Annotated in this window: 17 protein-coding genes, 1 pseudogene and 1 riboswitch; of the genes and pseudogenes, 12 read left to right on the top strand and 6 right to left on the bottom strand. The window is 71.7% G+C overall.

The window, feature by feature from the left end:
- Positions 1 to 13 precede the first annotated feature (13 nt).
- Positions 14 to 1,198, top strand: coding sequence for a glutathionylspermidine synthase family protein (locus AOK03_RS17115; RefSeq protein ID WP_055566139.1), 1,185 nt, complete (start codon positions 14 to 16; stop codon positions 1,196 to 1,198).
- Here the strand turns inward: AOK03_RS17115 and AOK03_RS17110 are convergent.
- The 3 genes from AOK03_RS17110 to rocD form a co-directional block, all read right to left on the bottom strand.
- Entirely contained in the window at positions 1,188 to 1,637 is a 450-nt protein-coding gene (locus AOK03_RS17110; RefSeq protein WP_055566138.1) for an MDR/zinc-dependent alcohol dehydrogenase-like family protein, read from the bottom strand. The genes AOK03_RS17115 and AOK03_RS17110 overlap by 11 nt on opposite strands.
- 346 nt (positions 1,638 to 1,983) lie before the next feature.
- Positions 1,984 to 3,072, bottom strand: coding sequence for a serine hydrolase domain-containing protein (locus AOK03_RS17105; protein ID WP_279616323.1), 1,089 nt, complete (start codon positions 3,070 to 3,072; stop codon positions 1,984 to 1,986).
- 241 nt (positions 3,073 to 3,313) lie between these two features.
- Positions 3,314 to 4,552: an ornithine--oxo-acid transaminase gene (gene rocD / locus AOK03_RS17100; RefSeq protein WP_055566136.1), complete on the bottom strand. Its 1,239-nt coding sequence runs from the start codon at positions 4,550 to 4,552 to the stop codon at positions 3,314 to 3,316.
- Positions 4,553 to 4,663: 111 nt separating this feature from the next.
- Positions 4,664 to 4,754, top strand: a riboswitch (ZMP/ZTP riboswitch).
- A 40-nt stretch (positions 4,755 to 4,794) separates the two neighbouring features.
- On the opposite strand from rocD, the gene AOK03_RS17095 reads away from it, so the two are divergent.
- The 5 genes from AOK03_RS17095 (at position 4,795) to AOK03_RS17075 (ending at position 10,466) form a co-directional block, all read left to right on the top strand.
- On the top strand, positions 4,795 to 6,099 hold the full coding sequence (locus tag AOK03_RS17095; RefSeq protein ID WP_055566135.1) for a serine hydroxymethyltransferase: 1,305 nt from the start codon (positions 4,795 to 4,797) through the stop codon (positions 6,097 to 6,099).
- Positions 6,100 to 6,309: 210 nt separating this feature from the next.
- Entirely contained in the window at positions 6,310 to 7,323 is a 1,014-nt protein-coding gene (gene trpS, locus AOK03_RS17090) for a tryptophan--tRNA ligase (protein ID WP_055566157.1), read from the top strand.
- Positions 7,324 to 7,409: 86 nt separating this feature from the next.
- The gene (locus AOK03_RS17085) at positions 7,410 to 7,991 is read left to right on the top strand and encodes a 2'-5' RNA ligase family protein (RefSeq protein ID WP_055566134.1); all 582 of its coding nucleotides are present in this window, start codon (positions 7,410 to 7,412) and stop codon (positions 7,989 to 7,991) included.
- A gap of 36 nt (positions 7,992 to 8,027) precedes the next feature.
- Positions 8,028 to 9,239 (top strand): hypothetical protein, encoded by a 1,212-nt coding sequence (locus AOK03_RS17080; protein ID WP_055566133.1) that lies wholly within the window; start codon positions 8,028 to 8,030, stop codon positions 9,237 to 9,239.
- Positions 9,240 to 9,248: 9 nt separating this feature from the next.
- Positions 9,249 to 10,466, top strand: coding sequence for a hypothetical protein (locus AOK03_RS17075; protein WP_055566132.1), 1,218 nt, complete (start codon positions 9,249 to 9,251; stop codon positions 10,464 to 10,466).
- Positions 10,467 to 10,518: 52 nt separating this feature from the next.
- Here the strand turns inward: AOK03_RS17075 and dprE2 are convergent, their stop codons facing one another.
- Both dprE2 and dprE1 read right to left on the bottom strand, forming a co-directional pair.
- A complete protein-coding gene (gene dprE2 / locus AOK03_RS17070) occupies positions 10,519 to 11,274 on the bottom strand; it encodes a decaprenylphospho-beta-D-erythro-pentofuranosid-2-ulose 2-reductase (protein WP_055566131.1) in 756 nt (251 codons plus the stop codon).
- A gap of 11 nt (positions 11,275 to 11,285) precedes the next feature.
- Complete coding sequence (dprE1, locus tag AOK03_RS17065; RefSeq protein ID WP_055566130.1) at positions 11,286 to 12,731, bottom strand: decaprenylphosphoryl-beta-D-ribose oxidase; 1,446 nt, start codon at positions 12,729 to 12,731, stop codon at positions 11,286 to 11,288.
- A 166-nt stretch (positions 12,732 to 12,897) separates the two neighbouring features.
- Between dprE1 and AOK03_RS17060 the strand changes: the two genes are divergently transcribed.
- Genes AOK03_RS17060 through AOK03_RS17045 form a run of 4 tightly spaced genes read left to right on the top strand, consistent with a single transcriptional unit; the run spans position 12,898 to position 15,866 of the window.
- The gene (locus AOK03_RS17060; RefSeq protein ID WP_055566129.1) at positions 12,898 to 13,419 is read left to right on the top strand and encodes a phosphatase PAP2 family protein; all 522 of its coding nucleotides are present in this window, start codon (positions 12,898 to 12,900) and stop codon (positions 13,417 to 13,419) included.
- Positions 13,412 to 14,368 carry a decaprenyl-phosphate phosphoribosyltransferase gene (locus tag AOK03_RS17055; protein WP_055566128.1) on the top strand — a complete coding sequence of 319 codons (957 nt, stop codon included), beginning with the start codon at positions 13,412 to 13,414 and terminating at the stop codon, positions 14,366 to 14,368. The genes AOK03_RS17060 and AOK03_RS17055 overlap by 8 nt, the downstream gene beginning before the upstream one ends.
- Positions 14,365 to 14,847 (top strand): GtrA family protein, encoded by a 483-nt coding sequence (locus tag AOK03_RS17050; RefSeq protein ID WP_244177645.1) that lies wholly within the window; start codon positions 14,365 to 14,367, stop codon positions 14,845 to 14,847. Before AOK03_RS17055 ends, AOK03_RS17050 begins: the two co-directional genes overlap by 4 nt.
- Positions 14,835 to 15,866, top strand: a complete 1,032-nt coding sequence (locus AOK03_RS17045) for a YihY/virulence factor BrkB family protein (RefSeq protein ID WP_079074779.1) — start codon at positions 14,835 to 14,837, stop codon at positions 15,864 to 15,866. The genes AOK03_RS17050 and AOK03_RS17045 overlap by 13 nt, the downstream gene beginning before the upstream one ends.
- Here AOK03_RS17045 and AOK03_RS17040 read toward each other — a convergent pair.
- Positions 15,857 to 17,068 (bottom strand): D-alanyl-D-alanine carboxypeptidase family protein, encoded by a 1,212-nt coding sequence (locus AOK03_RS17040; RefSeq protein WP_341845812.1) that lies wholly within the window; start codon positions 17,066 to 17,068, stop codon positions 15,857 to 15,859. The genes AOK03_RS17045 and AOK03_RS17040 overlap by 10 nt on opposite strands.
- 163 nt (positions 17,069 to 17,231) lie before the next feature.
- On the opposite strand from AOK03_RS17040, the gene AOK03_RS44050 reads away from it, so the two are divergent.
- Positions 17,232 to 17,474 carry an SCO4848 family membrane protein gene (locus AOK03_RS44050; RefSeq protein WP_055566125.1) on the top strand — a complete coding sequence of 81 codons (243 nt, stop codon included), beginning with the start codon at positions 17,232 to 17,234 and terminating at the stop codon, positions 17,472 to 17,474.
- A gap of 2 nt (positions 17,475 to 17,476) precedes the next feature.
- Positions 17,477 to 18,209: pseudogene (locus tag AOK03_RS17030) on the top strand (metallophosphoesterase); the annotation flags it as partial.

Genomic DNA, 18,209 nt, shown 5'->3' with positions numbered 1-18,209 from the left:
CGACACGTACGCCATGGAACGCCGCATCATCGACCCCCGCCCCGGCTGGCAGCAGACCGTCGAGGACCAGGGGCTCATCTACCCGCTGACGCGCTACCCCGACGACACGCTGCGCCCCTACTGGGACGAGAGCGCCTACTACGTCTTCTCGCTCCCCGAGGTGGAGGCGCTGGAGGAGGTCGTCGAGGAGCTGCACGCGATGTGCCTGGCCGCCGCCGCGCACATCGTCGAGCACGACCGTCTCGCCGACCTCGGCATCACGGACCCGAGAGTCGCGTCCGCCGTCACCGAGGCCTGGCACCGCCGCGCCGAACTCCCCTCCCTCTACGGCCGCTTCGACCTGCGGTACGACGGCACCGGCCCGGCCAGGATGCTGGAGTACAACGCCGACACCCCCACCTCCCTGGTCGAGGCCGCGAGCCCGCAGTGGTTCTGGATGGAGGAGCGCTTTCCCGGCGCCGACCAGTGGAACTCCCTCCACGAGCGCCTCGTCGACGCGTGGCGGAAGCAGGCCGCCCTGCTGCCGCCCGGCGGCCCGCTGTACTTCGCGCACTCCGCCGCCGACGAGCTCGGCGAGGACCTGATGACGGTCGCGTACCTGCGCGAGACCGCCGAACAGGCGGGCATCCCCGCGGAGTCGATCTCCATGGAGGACATCGGCTGGGACCGCCTCTCCCGCCGCTTCGTCGACAAGAAGCTCCGCTTCATGCGCAGCTGCTTCAAGCTCTACCCGTGGGAGTGGCTGACCACGGACCGCTTCGCGCCGCACGTCCTGGAGACGCTCGACAACGGCGGCGGCACGGGCTCGACGCTGTGGATCGAACCCGCCTGGAAGATGCTCCTCTCCAACAAGGCGCTCCTGGCGATCCTCTGGGAGCTGTACCCCGGCCACCCGAACCTCCTCCCCGCCTACCTCGACGGCCCCCGCGAGCTCGCCTCGGGACGCGGTTACGTGGCCAAGCCGCTGCTCGGGCGCGAGGGCGCCGGGGTGACGGTGCACGAACCGGGCTCCGCGCCCGTCCCCGCCGCGGCGGGCCTCTGCTACCAGGAGCTGGCGCCGCTGCCGGAATTCGACGGCAATCGGGTCGTGCTCGGCGCGTGGGTGGTGGAGGACGAGGCCGCGGGACTCGGCATCCGGGAGTCCTCGGGGCTGATCACGGACGAGTACGCGAGGTTCGTCCCGCACGTCATTCTGTGAAGGACGTGCCGGTCGGGGCGGTCGTGCCGGTCGGGGCGGCGTCGGCGGCGATGCGGACCAGCATCTTGCCGGTGTTCGCCCCGCGCAGCACCCCGAGGAACGCCTCCGGTGCCCGCTCGATGCCGTCGGCGAGCAGCGGGGCCGCCCGGCCGGTCCACTCCGGGAACAGGTCGAGGTGGCTGGTGACGAGCATGCCCCGCAGCGTCGCCCCCTGCTTGGCGGCCCGGAAGAGGCTGTCCGGACCGGGCGGCGGCGTGGGGGAGTCGTACGTGCTGACGGCGCCGACCAGCGCGATGCGGCCGCCCGGACGGATCGCGCCGATCGCGGCCTGCGCGAGCTGCTCGGACAGCGCGCCCTCGCGGTGGTCGATGGCGGCGGCGTACCCGAAGGTGTCGAGGAGCTTCTTGGCCTTCGCCGGGCCGCCCGCCGAGCCGATCACCCGTGAGGCGCCGAGCTCGCGGGCGATCTGCCCCGCGACGCTGCCGACACGACGGGCGACGAGCGCGCGGTGGCGCTGGCCCTGGGAGGCCTCGCGGGCGCCCGTTCCCTGGCGGCGACCACCCGCACGCCGCGCGCCTCCTCGGCACGGCCGCCCGCATCCGCGAGGCCGAGGGCGCGCCCCTGCCTCCCGCGGAACGTACGGACACGGCCGCGCCGTACACCGCGGCCGCACGGCCCTCGGCGACATCGCCTTCAAGGAGTCGTACGCCCAGGAGGCCCGAACCTGAGACCAGGCTCCCCGCGCAGCGCGCACCACGCGGCACGCGGCACGCCGCACGCAGCCGTCAGCGGCCGCACAGAGCCGAGTCCACGACCTCGTCCACGTGCGTCATGACCGCCTTGTCCGTCGGCTGCGTCGTCACCGCGACATTGGCGGCGCTGCCGTCATCCGTGGCCCCGCCCCGCGTCTCGTATCCCGGGTAACTGCCGCCGTGCCCCCAGTAGAGACCACCGCAGGACAGGGGCCTGCTCACGATCCCCAGGCCGTAGCGGGCGCCCTTGCCGAAGTAGTCGGCGGGGACCGTGGTGCGCATCTGGGCGAGCTGGGGCGCCGGGAGGAGCCGACCGGGTGTGAGCAGCGCGGTGTAGAACCGGTTGAGGTCGGTGTTGGTGGAGATCAGCTGACCTGCCGCCCAGGTCCAGGAGGGATCCAGCTCCGTGATGTCCTGCAGGGGCTTGCCCGGCGCCTCCTGGTAGTAGCCCTTGGGGTGGGGCTCGCGGATGGTCGCGTCCCTCGGCGCGGGGAAATAGGTGTGGCGCAGCCCGAGGGGCTCGATGATCCGGCGGTCGATCTCCGCGGCGACGGGGTGCCTCGTGACCTCCTCGATGATCATCCCGGCCAGGACGTAGTTCGTGTTGCTGTACGCCCAGTCCTTCCCGGGTTCGAAGTCCGCCTTGTACCGCAGCGCGATGTCCAGCAGCTCGCGCGGCTCGTAGTAGCGGGGCTGCAGGTCGTGCTTGGTGTAGTTGGGCAGCCCGCTCGTCTGCTGCAGGATCTGGCGGACCTTGATCTTCCGGCCGTCGATCCCGTCCCCGCGCACGAGCCCCGGCAGATACTTCTCCACCGGGGCGTCGAGGCGGATCTTCCCCTCGGCGACCAACTGCAGCACGACCACCGCGGTGAACGCCTTGGTGTTGCTGCCGATCCGCACCTGTCCGTCCCTGGGCACCTCGGAGCCGGTGGCCAGGTCGCCGACCCCGGCCGTGTAGGTACGGTTGGGCCCCTTCCTGCCCTTGACGCTCGCCAGCGCGGCGGGCACCCCGTCGGCGCGCACCAGCGCCTCCAGCCCCTGCTGGACGCCGCCCGCCCCCGGCACGGGACGCGCCGCGGACGCCGCGGACGCCGCGGACGCGGCCGGCACACCCGCTGCCATGACCCCTACGGCCACCGCGGCCGCCACCATGGCCGGCATCCCTCTGCGCCGCCCATCCCGCTGCCGCCCGGAAGAACGGACCTTCTGCCCTGCCTGCTCACGCACTGGCCAACTCCTATGGAAATGTGGGAAACCGGCGCTTCACGCCGGACCCAGCATTTCCGGACGCGGCCGCCCGGGACGATCCTGCCAACCGCCCACTCCAGGTGGGGCTATCCCCCGGGCCGCACCGCCCTCGCCGCTAGCTGAGCACCGCCCGCAGCTGAGCGAGCCCCCAGTCCAGATCCTCCTTGCTGATCACCAGCGGGGGAGCGATGCGGATCGTCGACCCATGGGTGTCCTTGACCAGCACGCCCTTCTCCATCAGCTGCTCCGAGATCTCCCGTCCGGTGCCGTACGACGGGGCGATGTCGACGCCCGCCCACAGCCCGCGCCCCCGCACCTCGGTCACCGTCCCCGCACCGGCCAGCAGCCCCAGCTCGGCGTGCAGATGCTCGCCCAGCTCCGTGGCCCGCTGCTGGAACTCGCCCGTCGACAGCATGTCGACCACCTCAAGGCCCACCGCGCAGGCGAGCGGGTTGCCGCCGAACGTCGACCCGTGCTCACCCGGCTTGAACACCCCGAGCACATCGGCGTCGGCCACCACCGCCGACACCGGCACGACCCCGCCGCCGAGCGCCTTGCCCAGCAGATACACGTCCGGCACCACGCCCTCGTGCTCGCACGCGAACGTACGTCCCGTCCTGCCGAGCCCCGACTGGATCTCGTCCGCGATGAAGAGGACCCCGCGCTCCCGGGTCAACTCCCGCACCCCGGGCAGATATCCGGCGGGCGGCACGAGCACCCCGGCCTCGCCCTGGATGGGCTCGATCAGCACGGCCACGGTGTCGTCGGTGACCGCTGCCCGCAACGCCTCCAGGTCGCCGTACGGCACGATCTCGAAGCCCGGCGTGTACGGGCCGAAGTCCGCCCGCGCCTCTTCGTCCGTGGAGAAGCTGATGACGGTTGTCGTTCTGCCGTGGAAGTTGCCTGCCGCGACCACGATCTTCGCCCGGCTGTCCGGCACTCCCTTGACCTGGTACCCCCACTTCCGCGCGGTCTTCACGGCCGTCTCGACGGCCTCCGCGCCGGTGTTCATGGGCAGCACCATCTCCTTGCCGCAGAGCTCGGCCAGGCGCGTACAGAACTCGGCGAACCGGTCGTGGTGAAAGGCCCGCGAGGTCAGCGTCACCCGGTCCAGCTGCGCCTTCGCGGCATCGATCAGGCGGCGGTTGCCATGGCCGAAGTTGAGCGCGGAGTACCCGGCGAGCATGTCCAGGTAGCGGCGCCCCTCGACGTCGGTCATCCAGGCCCCGTCGGCCGAGGCGACCACGATGGGCAGCGGATGGTAGTTGTGCGCGCTGTGCGCCTCGGCCGAGGCGATGAACCGATCGCTGGTCGTCCGGGAACTGTTCGTAGCGGAAGATGACGTACTCGACACGGGGTCTCCGTTCGTCCTGCGGCTGGGGGCGGGTGTCGCGCCCAATTCCTATCGTCGCTCGCATCGCGGACGAAGAAACCTGCCGGATCGGCGTGCCAGCTAGGGTGGCCCTGACAGCACGGTGACTGGCATACGGGGAACGGACCCCGATGGAGCCGTGCGAGGCACGACCTTCGAGGTGCCGCCTGCCTGGGCACCCCGGGACCACGACCGGACACTGACCGCTCGCCCCGGAGGACGCCATGACTCTCCCTTCCTCTGCCTCTGCCTCTGCGAACCATCCCGCCCTCGCCGCCGAGGACCCGGAACTCGCCGCGCTCGTCGCCGCCGAGGAGCAGCTCCAGGCCGACACCCTGCGGCTGATCCCCAGCGAGAACTACGTCTCCACCGCGGTGCTCGAAGCCTCGGGCACCGTCCTGCAGAACAAGTACAGCGAGGGCTATCCCGGCCGCCGCTACTACGAGGGCCAGCAGAACATCGACCTCGTCGAGCGCCTCGCCATCGCCCGCGCCAGGGCCGTCTTCGGCGTCGAGCACGCCAACGTCCAGCCCTACTCGGGCTCCCCGGCCAACCTCGCCGTCTACCTCGCCTTCGCCGAGCCAGGCGACACCGTGATGGGCATGGCCCTGCCGATGGGCGGCCACCTCACCCACGGCTGGGGCGTGTCCGCCACCGGCAAGTGGTTCCGCGGCGTGCAGTACGGGGTGCGCCGGACCTCCGACCCCGGGACGAACGGCCGCATCGACCTCGACGAGGTCCGCGACCTCGCCCTCAAGGAACGCCCCAAGCTGATCTTCTGCGGTGGCACCGCCGTCCCCCGCACCATCGACTTCGCCGCCTTCGCCGAGATCGCCCGCGAGGCCGGAGCCGTCCTGGTGGCCGATGTCGCGCACATCGCCGGCCTGATCGCGGGCGGCGCCCACCCCTCACCGGTGCCGCACGCCGACGTGATCTCCACGACCACCCACAAGACTCTGCGCGGCCCGCGCGGCGCGCTGCTCATGTCCCGCGAGGAACACGCCAAGGCCATCGACAAGGCGGTCTTCCCCGGTCTGCAGGGCGGCCCCCACAACCAGACGACCGCGGCCATCGCCGTCGCCCTCCACGAGGCGTCCCGGCCCGCCTTCCGCGACTACGCCCACGCGGTCGTCGACAACGCCAAGGCCCTTGCCGACGCCCTGCTCGCCCGCGGCTTCGACCTGGTCTCCGGCGGCACCGACAACCACCTGATCCTGATGGACCTCACGCCCAAGGACGTCCCCGGCAAGGTCGCCGCGAAGGCCCTCGACCGGGCCGGGATCGTCGTCAACCACAACACCGTCCCCTTCGACCCGAGGAAGCCCTTCGACCCCTCGGGCGTCCGCATCGGCACCCCCTCCCTGACCTCCCGCGGACTGCGTACGGAGCACATGGCGACCGTCGCCGAATGGATCGACCGCGGCGTCGCCGCCGCGCGCACCGGGGACGAGGACGCCCTGACGAAGATCAGGTCCGAGGTCGCCGACCTGATGGCCGCACACCCGGCCCCGGGCCTGCCGACCGCCTGACCCGGCACCGGACCGACCGCCGTCCCGACCGGCACCTCCCGGACGGGGCGGCGGCCCGCCACCCCCGAACGCGCTGTGTTCCTCGTCTCATCGGCGACGATCGCGAGCGGCCACGGCTCCGAACGCCGGGGCATCGGCCGTGGCCGATCCGTTCCCACCCGTCACACACCTGTTTCCGAGCTATGAGAGTCACCTGAGAGAATGGGCCCCATGGCCTCTGAACGACCTCGTGTGCTCTCCGGAATCCAGCCCACCGCCGGCTCGTTCCACCTCGGCAATTACCTCGGCGCGGTCCGCCAGTGGGTGGCGCTGCAGGAGTCCCACGACGCCTTCTACATGGTGGTGGACCTGCATGCGATCACGATCCCGCAGGACCCCGCCGAGCTGCGCGCCAACACCAGGCTCGCCGCCGCCCAGCTGCTCGCCGCAGGTCTCGACCCGGAGCGCTGCACGCTCTTCGTCCAGAGCCACGTGCCCGAGCACGCCCAGCTCGCCTGGGTGATGAACTGCCTCACCGGCTTCGGCGAGGCCTCCCGCATGACGCAGTTCAAGGACAAGTCCGCCAAGCAGGGTGCCGACCGCGCGTCCGTCGGCCTCTTCACCTACCCGGTCCTGCAGGTCGCGGACATCCTGCTGTACCAGGCCCACGAGGTCCCGGTCGGCGAGGACCAGCGACAGCACATCGAGCTCACCCGTGACCTGGCCGAGCGCTTCAACGGCCGCTTCGGCGACACGTTCACCGTGCCGTCGGCGTACATCCTCAAGGAGACGGCGAAGATCTACGACCTTCAGGACCCGTCGATCAAGATGAGCAAGTCGGCGTCCACGCCGAAGGGCCTGATCAACCTCCTCGACGAGCCCAAGGCCACCGCCAAGAAGGTCAAGAGCGCCGTCACCGACACCGGCACGGAGATCCGCTACGACGTGGCCGAGAAGCCGGGCGTCAGCAACCTCCTCAGCATCTACTCCACGCTCACCGGCACCGGTATCGCCGAACTGGAGCAGAAGTACGTCGGCAAGGGCTACGGTGCGCTGAAGACCGACCTCGCCGAGGTCATGGTCGAGTTCGTGTCCCCCTTCCGGGACCGCACCCAGGAGTACCTGGACGACCCGGAGACGCTCGACTCGATCCTGGCCAAGGGCGCGGAGAAGGCCCGTGCCGTCGCTGCCGAGACCCTCGCGCAGGCGTACGACAAGGTGGGCTTCCTGCCCGCCAAGCACTGAGTCACCGCTCCGAGCACGACAACAGCTGCACCGCGCTGCCCACCGGGCTGCGCCCCTGCCCATCGACACGACGACAGGAGTACGACGTGGGGACCGTAACGATCGGCGTCTCGATCGCGGTCCCGGAGCCTCACGGCAGCCTGCTCCAGGAGCGGCGCGCGGGCTTCGGGGACCCCGCGGCGCACGGCATCCCCACGCACGTGACCCTGTTGCCGCCCACTGAAGTGGACGCATCGGCGCTGCCCGCGGTTGAGGCGCACCTCATCTCGGTCGCGGCGGCCGGTCGCCCCTTCCCGATGCGCCTCTCCGGGACGGGCACGTTCCGTCCGCTGTCCCCTGTCGTCTTCGTGCAGGTGATGGCGGGCGGGTCGGCCTGCTCCTGGCTGCAGGAGCGGGTGCGGGACGCGTCGGGGCCGATGGCGCGCGAACTGCAGTTCCCCTACCACCCGCACGTCACGGTGGCGCACGGCATCTCCGAAGAGGCCATGGACCGGGCGTACGAGGAGCTCTCGGAGTACGAGGCCGAGTGGCCCTGCACCGGTTTCGCCCTGTACGAGCAGGGCACCGACGGCGTCTGGCGCAAGCTGCGCGACTTCGCCTTCGGCGGCACCGTGGTGCCCCCTCAGGCCCCGGCCACGGCGGCCCGGGGTACGCTGCCCGCTCGCTGACCGGGGGCAGCCCCGGTCGATCGTGCCGGGGGGACCATGCGCCACGCAGCGGCGGCCGTCGCCGTACTCGCTCTTCTGATGGTCGGCTGCGGGACGCAGCAGTCCGGCGCGGACGCGGACGACGCCGACGACGGTTCCGGCAAGTCCCGCGCGGCCGGGCTCTCCTGGGCGTACGAGCACATCGACGACGTGCACGGCGAGCTGCTCGACGGGGCCGCCCTGGCTCCGGACGACATCTGGGCCCTCGGCAGCGACGACGTCGTCGACGGGCGGCTCGCGAAGGCCCACCTGCTGCACTTCGACGGCAGGAAGTGGTCGCGCGAGCCGATGCCGGTCGAGGGCGCCCCGCACCTCTTCCGGCTCGACTCCCTGGGGTCGGCGGGCATCCGCCTGAGCACCGTGGACAGGCCCGGAGAGGCTCCGGGGACCCGGCGGGACGCCCTGTGGGACGGCACTCGGTGGGTGCCCCTGGACAGCGACCCGGCCGGTGACGCCCCTGCCGGGCCGCTCACGGACGTCGAGGTCATCTCGCAGGATGACGTGTGGGTGCTCCAGGGCGACGGCAAGGTGACGCACTGGGACGGCAGCCGGTGGACGGTGACGCCGATGCCCGCGAAGGTCGCCGCCCTCGCGGGCTCGGCGGCGGACGACGTGTGGGCGGTCGGGTCCCGTACGACGGGTCCAGGCGTGGGCGGCCCCGGCGGTGAGGTCCGGCAGCTCGCCGCGATGCACTTCGACGGTGCGAAGTGGTCGCTGACCAAGACGCCGACGTACCGCTTCCCGGACCCCGTGCCGCCCGAGCCGTACGCGGAGTTCACCGGCGTCGACGTCGCCTCCAGAACGTACGTCCGTGCCCACGGAGGGCACGCCTACAAGGGGTACGACGGCGAAGAGGTCCGCGACCCGGAGACGGAGTCCGTCGAGCTGAGCTGGGACGGCACCCGGTGGCGGGACTCCGGTCCCCTGCCCGGAGCGTGCGCGGACCGGACTCCCGTGGCCCGGGACGGCGACCGCGGGTTCTTCATGAACGGCAACTGGCACCTGACCACCGACGGCACGTGCAGCAGGATCACGAAGCCGCGGCTGCCGGGCGGCCACGGCGCGCGCCCGGAGTCGCAGCAGCAGCTCTGGCTCAAGAAGATCGTCGCGGTGCCGGGCACGGACCGGGTGCTCGGTTTCGGCAGCGTCGAGGTCATGCAGAGCGGCGCCGCACCGGACGCAGCCGTCGTCGTCACCCTGAAGCGCTAGGAGCAGGCCTTGAAGAAGACAGCCGTGACCCTGGCCGTGCTGGCCCTCGCCGCGGCGGGCTGCGGCGACAGCGGCGGCGGCCCCGCCCGCACGGACCCCACCGGCGGAGCGTCGACCGGCGCCTCCGCGCAGGGTTCCTGGAAGCTGGAGCACGTCGACAAGGCGGTCAGGGGCGAGCTGACCACCGTCACCGCGGCGTCCGAGGACGACATCTGGGCGGCGGGCTGGCAGTCCGACAACGGCGACATGAGCGACCCCGATGGCCAGTTCCTGCTGCGCCGCGAAGGCGGCTCGTGGCGGCGGCAGGAACCGCCCGCCGAGCTCGACGGCAAGGTCTTCGAGCCGCGGCTCGACTCCTCGGGCCCCGACGACGTCTGGTTCTTCGGATCCGGATCCGGCGCCGACTCGATGGTGGGTGTGGCCCGTTGGGACGGCAGCCGCTGGCGGCGCGTGCCGCCGCCACCGGGTTCGGGGGCCGTCTCGGAGACGAAGGTCTTCGCCCCCGACGACGTGTGGGTGCTGCACGGCGAGCAGCAGGCACAGCACTGGGACGGCGGCCGCTGGAGCACCCATGAGCTGCCCGCCTCGGCAGGCGCGCTCGACGGCGCGGCGGGGGACGACCTGTGGGCGGTCGGCTTCCGCACGAGCGGCCCCGGAGTGGGCGGTGCGGGCGGCGAGCTCAACCAGCCCGCCGCGATGCACTGGGACGGCACGTCCTGGACGACCGCGCCGACGCCCGCCTACCGGTTCCCCGAGCCCGTCCCGCCCGAGCCGGGTGCCTCTCTGGACGGCGTCGAGGTGGTCTCTCCGAAGGAGGCGTGGGCGTTCGGTTCGCACGGCTTCAACCACGGAGAGGTCGAGCAGGAGCCGTCCATCGAGCACATCCTGTTGCGCTGGGACGGCTCGCGCTGGCAGGAGCAGAAGGGTGCCGACCGGGACGAGTGCCTGTCCAGGGGCATCGTCACGCACGGCGAGGACGGAGGGCTGCTCTTCGGAGTGGGCCGTTACCGCTCTCCGGAGGGCCGCTGCACGAAGCTGTCCTGGCCGCGCCTGCCCGCCGAGGGCGAGGTCACGGCCAAGGGCAAGCAGCAGCTCTGGCTCGACCCCATCGTGCCGGTGCCGGGCACGAAGAAGTACGTCGGCGTGGGCAAGGTCTACGTGATGCAGAGCGGCAACCCGCTGACCATGCCCACGATCGCCACGTTCGAGCCGCCCGAGAATTCCTAGGGCCTGCCCGCCGACAGGGGACCTGGGCGGGCGGCTCAGACCGGCGGGCGGTTCAGACCGGCAGGCGGCGGAACACCGGCCTCGGCACGTGCCGCAGCGCCGACATGACGAACCGCAGCGCCCCCGGCACCCACACCGTCTCCGAGCGCCGCCGCAGCCCGTTCTCGATGGCCTCGGCGACCGCCTCCGGGGTGGTCGCCATGGGCGCCTCCTCCAGGCCCGCCGTCATCTTCGAGCGCACGAAGCCGGGGCGGACGACCATCACGTGCACTCCCGTGCCGTGCAGCGCGTCGCCGAGGCCCTGCGCGAACGCGTCGAGCCCCGCCTTGCTGGAGCCGTAGATGAAGTTCGAGCGGCGCGCGCGCTCGCCCGCCACCGAGGAGAGCACCACCAGGGAGCCGTGCCCCTGGGACTGCAGCGCCCGCGCGCAGACTAGACCGGCCGAGACCGCGCCCGTGTAGTTGGTCTGCGCGACGCGCACCGCCGCGAGGGGCTCGTCCTCGTCGCGTGCCTGGTCGCCGAGGACGCCGAAGGCGAGGAGCACCATGTCGATGTCGCCCTCGGTGAAGACCTTGCCGAGGGACTCTTCGTGCGACTCGGAGTCGAGCGCGTCGAACGCGACGGTCTGCACGTCCGCGCCCATGTCGCGCAGATCGGCGGCGGCCTTCTCCAGGTCGGGCGACGGGCGCCCGGCCAGCCACACGGTGCGGGTGCGGCGGGCGACGAGGCGCCGCGCGGTGGCGAGGCCGATCTCCGAGGTGCCGCCGAGGACGAGCAGGGACTGAGGGGTGCCGAAGGCGTCTTTCATGTTCCGGTCTCCTAGAGGGCGAGGCGGCGGGAGAGGTCCGAGCGGAAGACGCCGCGCGGGTCGAGCTCGGCCCGCAGGGCGCGGAAGTCGTCGAGTCGCGGATACATCGCGGCGAGCATCTCGGGCCGCAGACGCGAGTCCTTGGCGAGGTAGACACGGCCGTCGGCGGCGGCCACCTCCTCGTCGAGGTCGTCGAGGAAGGCGCCGAGTCCGGGAAGGTTCGCGGGGATGTCGAGCGCGAGGGTCCAGCCGGGCATCGGGAAGGAGAGCCAGCCCGGATCGCCCTCTCCGAAGCGCTTCAGGACGGCGAGGAAGGACGGGCAGCCGCGCTCCGAGATGCGCTGCACGATGCGGCGCAGGGCCTCCTCCTTGCCGTATCCGACGGCGAATTGGTACTGCACGAAGCCGCTGCGGCCGTAGATGCGGTTCCAGTGGGGGACGCCGTCCAGCGGGTGGAAGAAGGTGGAGATCTTCTGCAGCTCGCCGGTGCGGGAGCGGGGCGCCTTGCGGTACCAGAGCTCGTTGAAGAGGCCCACCGACGCCTTGCCGAGCAGCCCCTCCGGGAGGAAGGAGGGCGCGGCGGGCAACTGCCCCGGACGGAACGCGAGAGGGGCTCTGCGCGCGCGTGCCCGCTCCGGAAGGGCGTCCAGGGGGGCGTGGTCGCCGCGGGTCAGGACCGAGCGGCCCATGGCCGCGCCGCGCGCGAGGAGGTCGATCCAGGCGACCGAGTAGCGGTAGCGGTGGTCGGTCGAGGTGAGGCGGGCCATCAAGTCGTCGAGGTCCGTGGCCCGTTCCGTGTCGACCGCCATCAAGGAGGTCTCCACGGGGAGGAGTTGCACGGTCGCCGAGAGGATGACGCCGGTCAGGCCCATGCCCCCGGCCGTCGCGTCGAACAGGGCGCTGCCGGGCTCGACCGTGCGGACCGTGCCGTCGGCGGTCAGCACGTCCATCGCGAGGACGTGGCGGGAGAAGGACCCCGAGACGTGGTGGTTCTTGCCGTGGATGTCGGCGCCGATCGCCCCGCCCACCGTCACGTAACGGGTCCCGGGCGTCACCGGCACGAACCAGCCGAGGGGGAGCAGGACTTCCATCAGGTGGTGCAGCGAGACGCCCGCGTCACAGACGACGGTGGCCGCCGGGGCGCCGGTGTCCGACGTCCGTGTGGTGTCGATGACGCGCACCCGGTCCAGGCCCGTCATGTCGAAGACGTCGCCGCCCGCGTTCTGCGCGGCGTCCCCATAGGCGCGCCCCAGGCCGCGGGCGATGCCGCCGCGCTCCCCGCACGCGCGCACCGCGGCCGCGGCCTCCTCCTGCGAACGGGGTCTCACCAGCCGGGCGGTGGTCGGTGCGGTGCGGCCCCAGCCCGAGACGGACACCGCGGACGGGGGGACGGGCACGGCGGACGCCGTCGGAGCCGAGGCGCGGGCACGGGAATCGGCGGGGGAGTCGGCAGGCATGTAAACGACCGTATCGCCCATACATGGGCGTTTCGCTCAAAACCATCCCGGCTCTCACCGAAATGGGTGATTGAGCGAGTGTCACCCAACATTGACGTAATTATTGGGATGTTGCCTAGAAGAGTCGAGATGCCCAGCTCTCGAACGTCTTCGAAATAGAGGCGACATGCACGACATGGACCACCGGTTGCTGTCGGCCCTGCGCGACTGCGGCACAGACCCGCGCGTGGCGGCCGCCGCCCGCGCCCTGTCCCGCACCGGCGAGCACGGCGCACTCTGGATCCTGGCCGGTCTCGCGGGTGCCGCCGTCGACCGCGAGCGCCGCGGCGCCTGGCTGCGCGGCACGGCCCTCACCGCCGCCGCCCACCTGGCCAGCATGGGCGTCAAGCGGATCGTCCGCCGCCCGCGCCCCGCCGCCCACGGCGGCATCGAACCCCTCGTGCGCACCGCGGGCCGGCACTCCTTCCCCAGCTCGCACGCCACCTCCGCCGCCGCGGCCGTCGTCGCCTACGGAGCGCTGCGCCCCGTAGGCGCCCACCTCCTCCCGCCGCTGGCCGCCGCGATGTGCGTCTCCCGGATGGTCGTCGGCGTCCACTACCCCTCGGACGTGGCCGCGGGCGCGGCGCTCGGCGCGCTCACCGCGCGCGCGGGCGCCACCTGGATGCAAGGAGGCCGCAGCGATGCCTGAACGTATCTCCACGGTCCTGGAACGCCCCGGACCGCCCCGGACGCCGGGGCAGGGCCCCGTCGGCCTGCCGCTCGGCCTCCTGAAGACCGCACGCCCCCGCCAGTGGGTGAAGAACGTCCTCGTCGTCGCGGCCCCCGCGGCCGCCGGCGAGCTCTTCTCGCGGCACGCACTCGGGCAGGTCGCGATCGTCTTCGCGCTGTTCACCGCCGCCGCGTCCGCCGTCTACCTGATCAACGACGCACGCGACGCCGACGCCGACCGCGCGCACCCCACCAAGTGCCGCAGGCCGGTCGCCAGCGGACAGGTGCCGGTGCCCGTCGCCTACGCCGTGGGAGGCCTCCTCGCCGTCCTCGCGCCGACGGCCGCCACCCTCCTGTGCACGCCCCTGACCGCGGCGCTCCTGGCCGCGTACGTCGGCATGCAACTCGCCTACTGCATCAGCCTCAAGCACGTCCTCGTCGTCGACCTCACGATCGTCACGACCGGCTTCCTGATGCGCGCCATGATCGGCGGCCTCGCGCTCGACATCCCCCTGTCGCGCTGGTTCCTGATCACCACGGGCTTCTGCGCGCTCTTCATGGTCTCCGCCAAGCGCTACTCCGAAGCCGTCCAGATGTCCGCGAGCTCGGAGAAACTGGGCGCCACGCGCGCGTTGCTCACCGAATACACCACCGGCTACCTGCGCTTCGTGTGGCAACTGGCCGCGGGCGTCGCCGTGCTGGCGTACTGCCTGTGGGCCATGGAGGAGGGCGGCACCGCCGACGGGGGTTCACTGCCCTGGCGCCAGCTGTCCATGGCCGCCTTCATCCTCGCCATCCTGCGCTACGCCGTCTTCGCCGACCGGGGCACCGCGGGAGAGCCCGAGGACGTCGTCCTGCGGGACAGGGCGCTCGCCGTCATCGGCCTGGTGTGGCTCGCGATGTACGGACTCGCGGTGGCGGACTGGTGAGTTTGAATTCCCTACGCGAACGGCTGCGGGCGCTCGGGCCCGAGCTGCTCGGCTTCGCCGCCGCCGGGATCTGCGCGTACGCCGCCGACCTCGGCCTCTTCATCTGGCTGCGCGGACCCGTCGGCCTGGACCCGCTGACCGCCAAATCCCTCTCCTTCGTGGCGGGCTGTTCGGTGGCGTACGCGGGCAACGCGCTCGGCACCTACCGGCGCAAGGCCGCGGAGGTCCCGCGGCTGCGCCAGTACGCGGTGTTCTTCGCCGTCAACATCGCGGGCGCCCTCGTCCAACTGCTGTGCATCACCGTGTCCCACTACGGACTCGGCTTCACCTCGCAGCGCGCGGACACCGTCTCGGGCGCCGGAATCGGTATGGCACTCGCCACTGTTCTGCGCTTTTGGGGTACCCGGACCTTGGTCTTCCGCACATCGGGCAGGACAAAAGGCAGTACAGCAGGCACGGAGGCGTCATGGACTGGCTGAAGAAGCTGCCCGGCATCGGGCCACTCGTCGAGAAGGGCATGCGCACGCACGCGTGGCAGTCCTACGAACGGCTCGACGAGGTGCACTGGGCGCGGCTCGCGGCCGCCATGACGTTCATCAGCTTCCTGGCGCTCTTCCCGCTGCTCACCGTCGCGGCCGCCATCGCCGCCGCGACGCTCTCGAAGAAGCAGCAGGACACGCTCGAGAGCAAGATCTCCGAGCAGGTACCCGGCATCTCCGACCAGCTGAACCTGGACGCCCTGGTCGCCAACGCGGGCACCGTCGGCCTCGTCGCGGGCGCCCTGCTGCTCTTCACCGGCATCGGCTGGGTCGGCTCGATGAGGGAGTGCCTGCGCGCCGTCTGGGAGCTGGGGGACGAGGAGGAGAACCCCGTCCTGCGCAAGGTCAAGGACGCCGGGGTGCTCTTCGGGCTCGGCGGCGCGGGGCTCGCGTCGTTCGCCGCCTCCGCGCTCGCGTCGACCGCGGTCGGGCAGGCCGCCGACCTCTTCGGCATCGACGAGAAGGGCTGGGGCGCGGTGCTGCTCCAGGGCGTCGCCTTCGCCATCGCCGTCCTCGCGGACTTCCTGCTGCTGCTCTACGTCCTGACGCTGCTGCCCGGCGTCCAGCCGCACCGCCGCGACCTCATCACCGCCGCGCTGATCGGCGCGGCCGGCTTCGAACTGCTCAAGCTGCTGCTCGGCGGCTACATCAAGGGCGTCGCCGCGAAGAACATGTACGGCGCCTTCGGAGTGCCCGTCGCACTCCTCCTGTGGATCAACTTCACCGCGAAGCTGCTGCTGTTCTGCGCCGCCTGGACGGCGACGCGCAAGGCGTCGCGTACGGCGGCGGAGGAAAGCGAAGAGGCAGCCTCCGAAGAGACTGCCCCCACAACCGCAGCCTCCGAAGGGACTGCCCCCACAACCGCAGCCTCCGAAGAGACTGCCCCCACAACCGCAGCCTCCGAAGGGACTGCCGACACCATCGCGTCCTCCGGAGAAGACGTCCGCCGTCAGTCCTGAGACGTACCCCGGCCCGACTGGCCCGGCAGCGGCATCCGGCGCCGGATCACGAAGGCACCCCCGGCGAGCACCACGAGCACACCGGCCGTGATCGCGACCGCGGTGCCCACGCCGCCGCCCCCGCCGTCGGAGGCGTGCGCGGCGTTCTCGGTGTCCGTGCCTCCGCCGCCGCTGCCCGGGGCGCCCTTGCCCGCGCCACCCGTGGCGGCACCCTTCGGGGCGACGAGCTCACCCACGGGGTCGACCTTGCCGGCCGCCTTGAAGCCCCAGTCGAAGAGACGCGTGGTCTCCTTGTAGACCGCGTGGGTCTCTCCGGAGGAGGGGTTCATGACGGTGACGAGGAGAACCTTGCCGTTCCGTTCGGCAACACCGGTGAAGGTGTTTCCCGCGTTCGTGGTGTAGCCGTTCTTGACGCCCGCGATGCCCTTGTAGGCGCTGATGCCGGGGGCGCCGGTGAGCAGCCGGTTGGTGTTCTGGATCTCGAAGGACTCGCGCTTGGTCTTGCCCTTGTCCTTGCCCTTCTCGATCTTCTTGGTCTCTCCGGGGAACTTGGCCGTGGCCGTCGCGCAGTACTCGCGGAAGTCCTTCTTCTGCAGCCCCGAGCGGGCGAACAGCGACAGGTCGTACGCGGACGAGACCTGCCCCTTGGCGTCATAGCCGTCCGGGGAGACCACGTGCGTGTCGAGGGCCTGCAGCTCGTCGGCGTGCTTCTGCATGTCCTTGACGGTCTTCGGGACGCCGTCGTTCATCGCGGACAGCACGTGCACCGCGTCGTTGCCCGACTTCAGGAAGACGCCGAGCCACAGGTCGTGGACGCTGTACGTCTCGTTCTCCTTGATGCCGACCATGCTGCTGCCCGCGCCGATGCCCGCCATGTCGGAGAGCGCGACCTTGTGCTTCTGCGACTTCGGGAACTTCGGCAGGACCGTGTCGGCGAAGAGCATCTTGAGGGTGCTCGCCGGAGGCAGCCGCCAGTGCGCGTTGTGCGAGGCGAGGACCTCACCGGACTCGGCGTCCGAGACGATCCAGGAACGCCCCGTCAGGTCCTTGGGCAGCACCGGCGCGCCCGGCTTGAGCTTCACCTGGGTGCCCGCCTCGCCGAGCCGCGCACCGCCCACGGTGGACATCTTGGCGGGCGGCTTCGGTTGGTCGTCGTCGCCTCCCGGCTTTCCGTCCGCGAGCGCGGGCGCTGCGGTCGACATGGTCAGCAATGCGGCGGAAGCGACCAACAAGGCGGTCTTTTTTACGGCAGGCACGGACGAGAACGTACAGGGCGGGGCTGTGGAAGTCGCTCCCGAGGTGGACTGTGTCACCTCGTCCCCACCCCGGCGGCGGTGCGGCAGGGGAGCTCGCGATACTGAACGCATGAAGCTCAGCCGCCCTGTCTCCTGGTTCCTGCTCGCCTTCGGGGTGTGGAGCTGGTTCATCTGGATCACTTTCGTCAAGAACCTGTGGAAGGACGGCAGCGGGCTCGCCTTCGACGACGCGGACAACCCGACCGGGTACTTCTGGGTGCACCTGACGCTTGCCGTTGTCTCCTTTGTCTTGGGGACGGTGGTGGGGACCATCGGGTTCCGTGGAGTCCGTGCCCTGCGCAGAACGTCATAGCCGTGGTTGCCCTCGTGGTCCTCGTGGGCCTGGCCGTTCTCGCGGCCTTCGTGGCCCTCCACTGGTACGCGTGGCGCCGCCTGGTGCGGGACACCACGGCCGGGCCCGGCCTCGCCCGGCGCGCCGGGACGGTGGTCTTCGTCGCGGCGCCGCTGATGATGTTCGGGGCGCTCGTGGCCGAGCGGACCGGCGCGCCGTTCCTGCTCCAGCAGGTGCTGGCCTGGCCGGGGTTCATGTGGATGGCCCTCTCCCTGTACCTGCTGCTCGCGCTGATCGTGGGGGAGCTGCTGCGTCCCCTGGTGCGGCGGTGGGCGGAACGGGAGGGGACCGCTCCGGAAGCGGTACGCGTATCGGAGGCGGAGTCCGTGCTCGTGACCGAGCCCGACCGGGCTCGCTCCGCACCGGATCAGACTGCCCCCGAGGCCGAGAACCCTGCCCCTGCGCCTGCCCCTGAGCCCGCCTCCGGGCCCGAGAAGTCCGGGCCCGAGAAGGCCGGGCCCGAGAAGCGCGAGCCCGCACCCGAGAGGGCCACCCCCTCCCGTCCCTCCCGCCGCCTCTTCGTCTCCCGCATCGTCGGCGGGACCGCGGCCGCCGTCGCCGCGGGAACCGTCGGCTACGGAACGTACGGCGTGCTCCGCGGCCCCAAGGTGAAGCGGGTCACCGTGCCGCTGGCGAAACTGCCGCGCGGGGCCCACGGGTTCCGGATCGCCGTGGTCAGCGACATCCACCTCGGGC

This window comes from Streptomyces atriruber (genome assembly GCF_001418325.1).
GTDB classification, from domain to species: domain Bacteria; phylum Actinomycetota; class Actinomycetes; order Streptomycetales; family Streptomycetaceae; genus Streptomyces; species Streptomyces atriruber.
This window is presented reverse-complemented; position numbering and strand designations above follow the sequence as displayed.

Bases quoted from the DNA above. Each gene is read 5' to 3' on its own strand.
- AOK03_RS17095 (WP_055566135.1), top strand. From the start codon at position 4,795: ATGACTCTCCCTTCCTCTGCCTCTGCCTCTGCGAACCATCCCGCCCTC.
- trpS (WP_055566157.1), top strand. From the start codon at position 6,310: ATGGCCTCTGAACGACCTCGTGTGCTCTCCGGAATCCAGCCCACCGCC.
- AOK03_RS17040 (WP_341845812.1), bottom strand. From the start codon at position 17,068: ATGTCGACCGCAGCGCCCGCGCTCGCGGACGGAAAGCCGGGAGGCGAC.
- AOK03_RS17060 (WP_055566129.1), top strand. From the start codon at position 12,898: ATGCACGACATGGACCACCGGTTGCTGTCGGCCCTGCGCGACTGCGGC.
- AOK03_RS17045 (WP_079074779.1), top strand. From the start codon at position 14,835: ATGGACTGGCTGAAGAAGCTGCCCGGCATCGGGCCACTCGTCGAGAAG.
- AOK03_RS44050 (WP_055566125.1), top strand. From the start codon at position 17,232: ATGAAGCTCAGCCGCCCTGTCTCCTGGTTCCTGCTCGCCTTCGGGGTG.
- dprE2 (WP_055566131.1), bottom strand. From the start codon at position 11,274: ATGAAAGACGCCTTCGGCACCCCTCAGTCCCTGCTCGTCCTCGGCGGC.
- AOK03_RS17115 (WP_055566139.1), top strand. From the start codon at position 14: ATGGAACGCCGCATCATCGACCCCCGCCCCGGCTGGCAGCAGACCGTC.
- AOK03_RS17105 (WP_279616323.1), bottom strand. From the start codon at position 3,072: ATGGCAGCGGGTGTGCCGGCCGCGTCCGCGGCGTCCGCGGCGTCCGCG.
- dprE1 (WP_055566130.1), bottom strand. From the start codon at position 12,731: ATGCCTGCCGACTCCCCCGCCGATTCCCGTGCCCGCGCCTCGGCTCCG.
- AOK03_RS17080 (WP_055566133.1), top strand. From the start codon at position 8,028: ATGCGCCACGCAGCGGCGGCCGTCGCCGTACTCGCTCTTCTGATGGTC.
- AOK03_RS17055 (WP_055566128.1), top strand. From the start codon at position 13,412: ATGCCTGAACGTATCTCCACGGTCCTGGAACGCCCCGGACCGCCCCGG.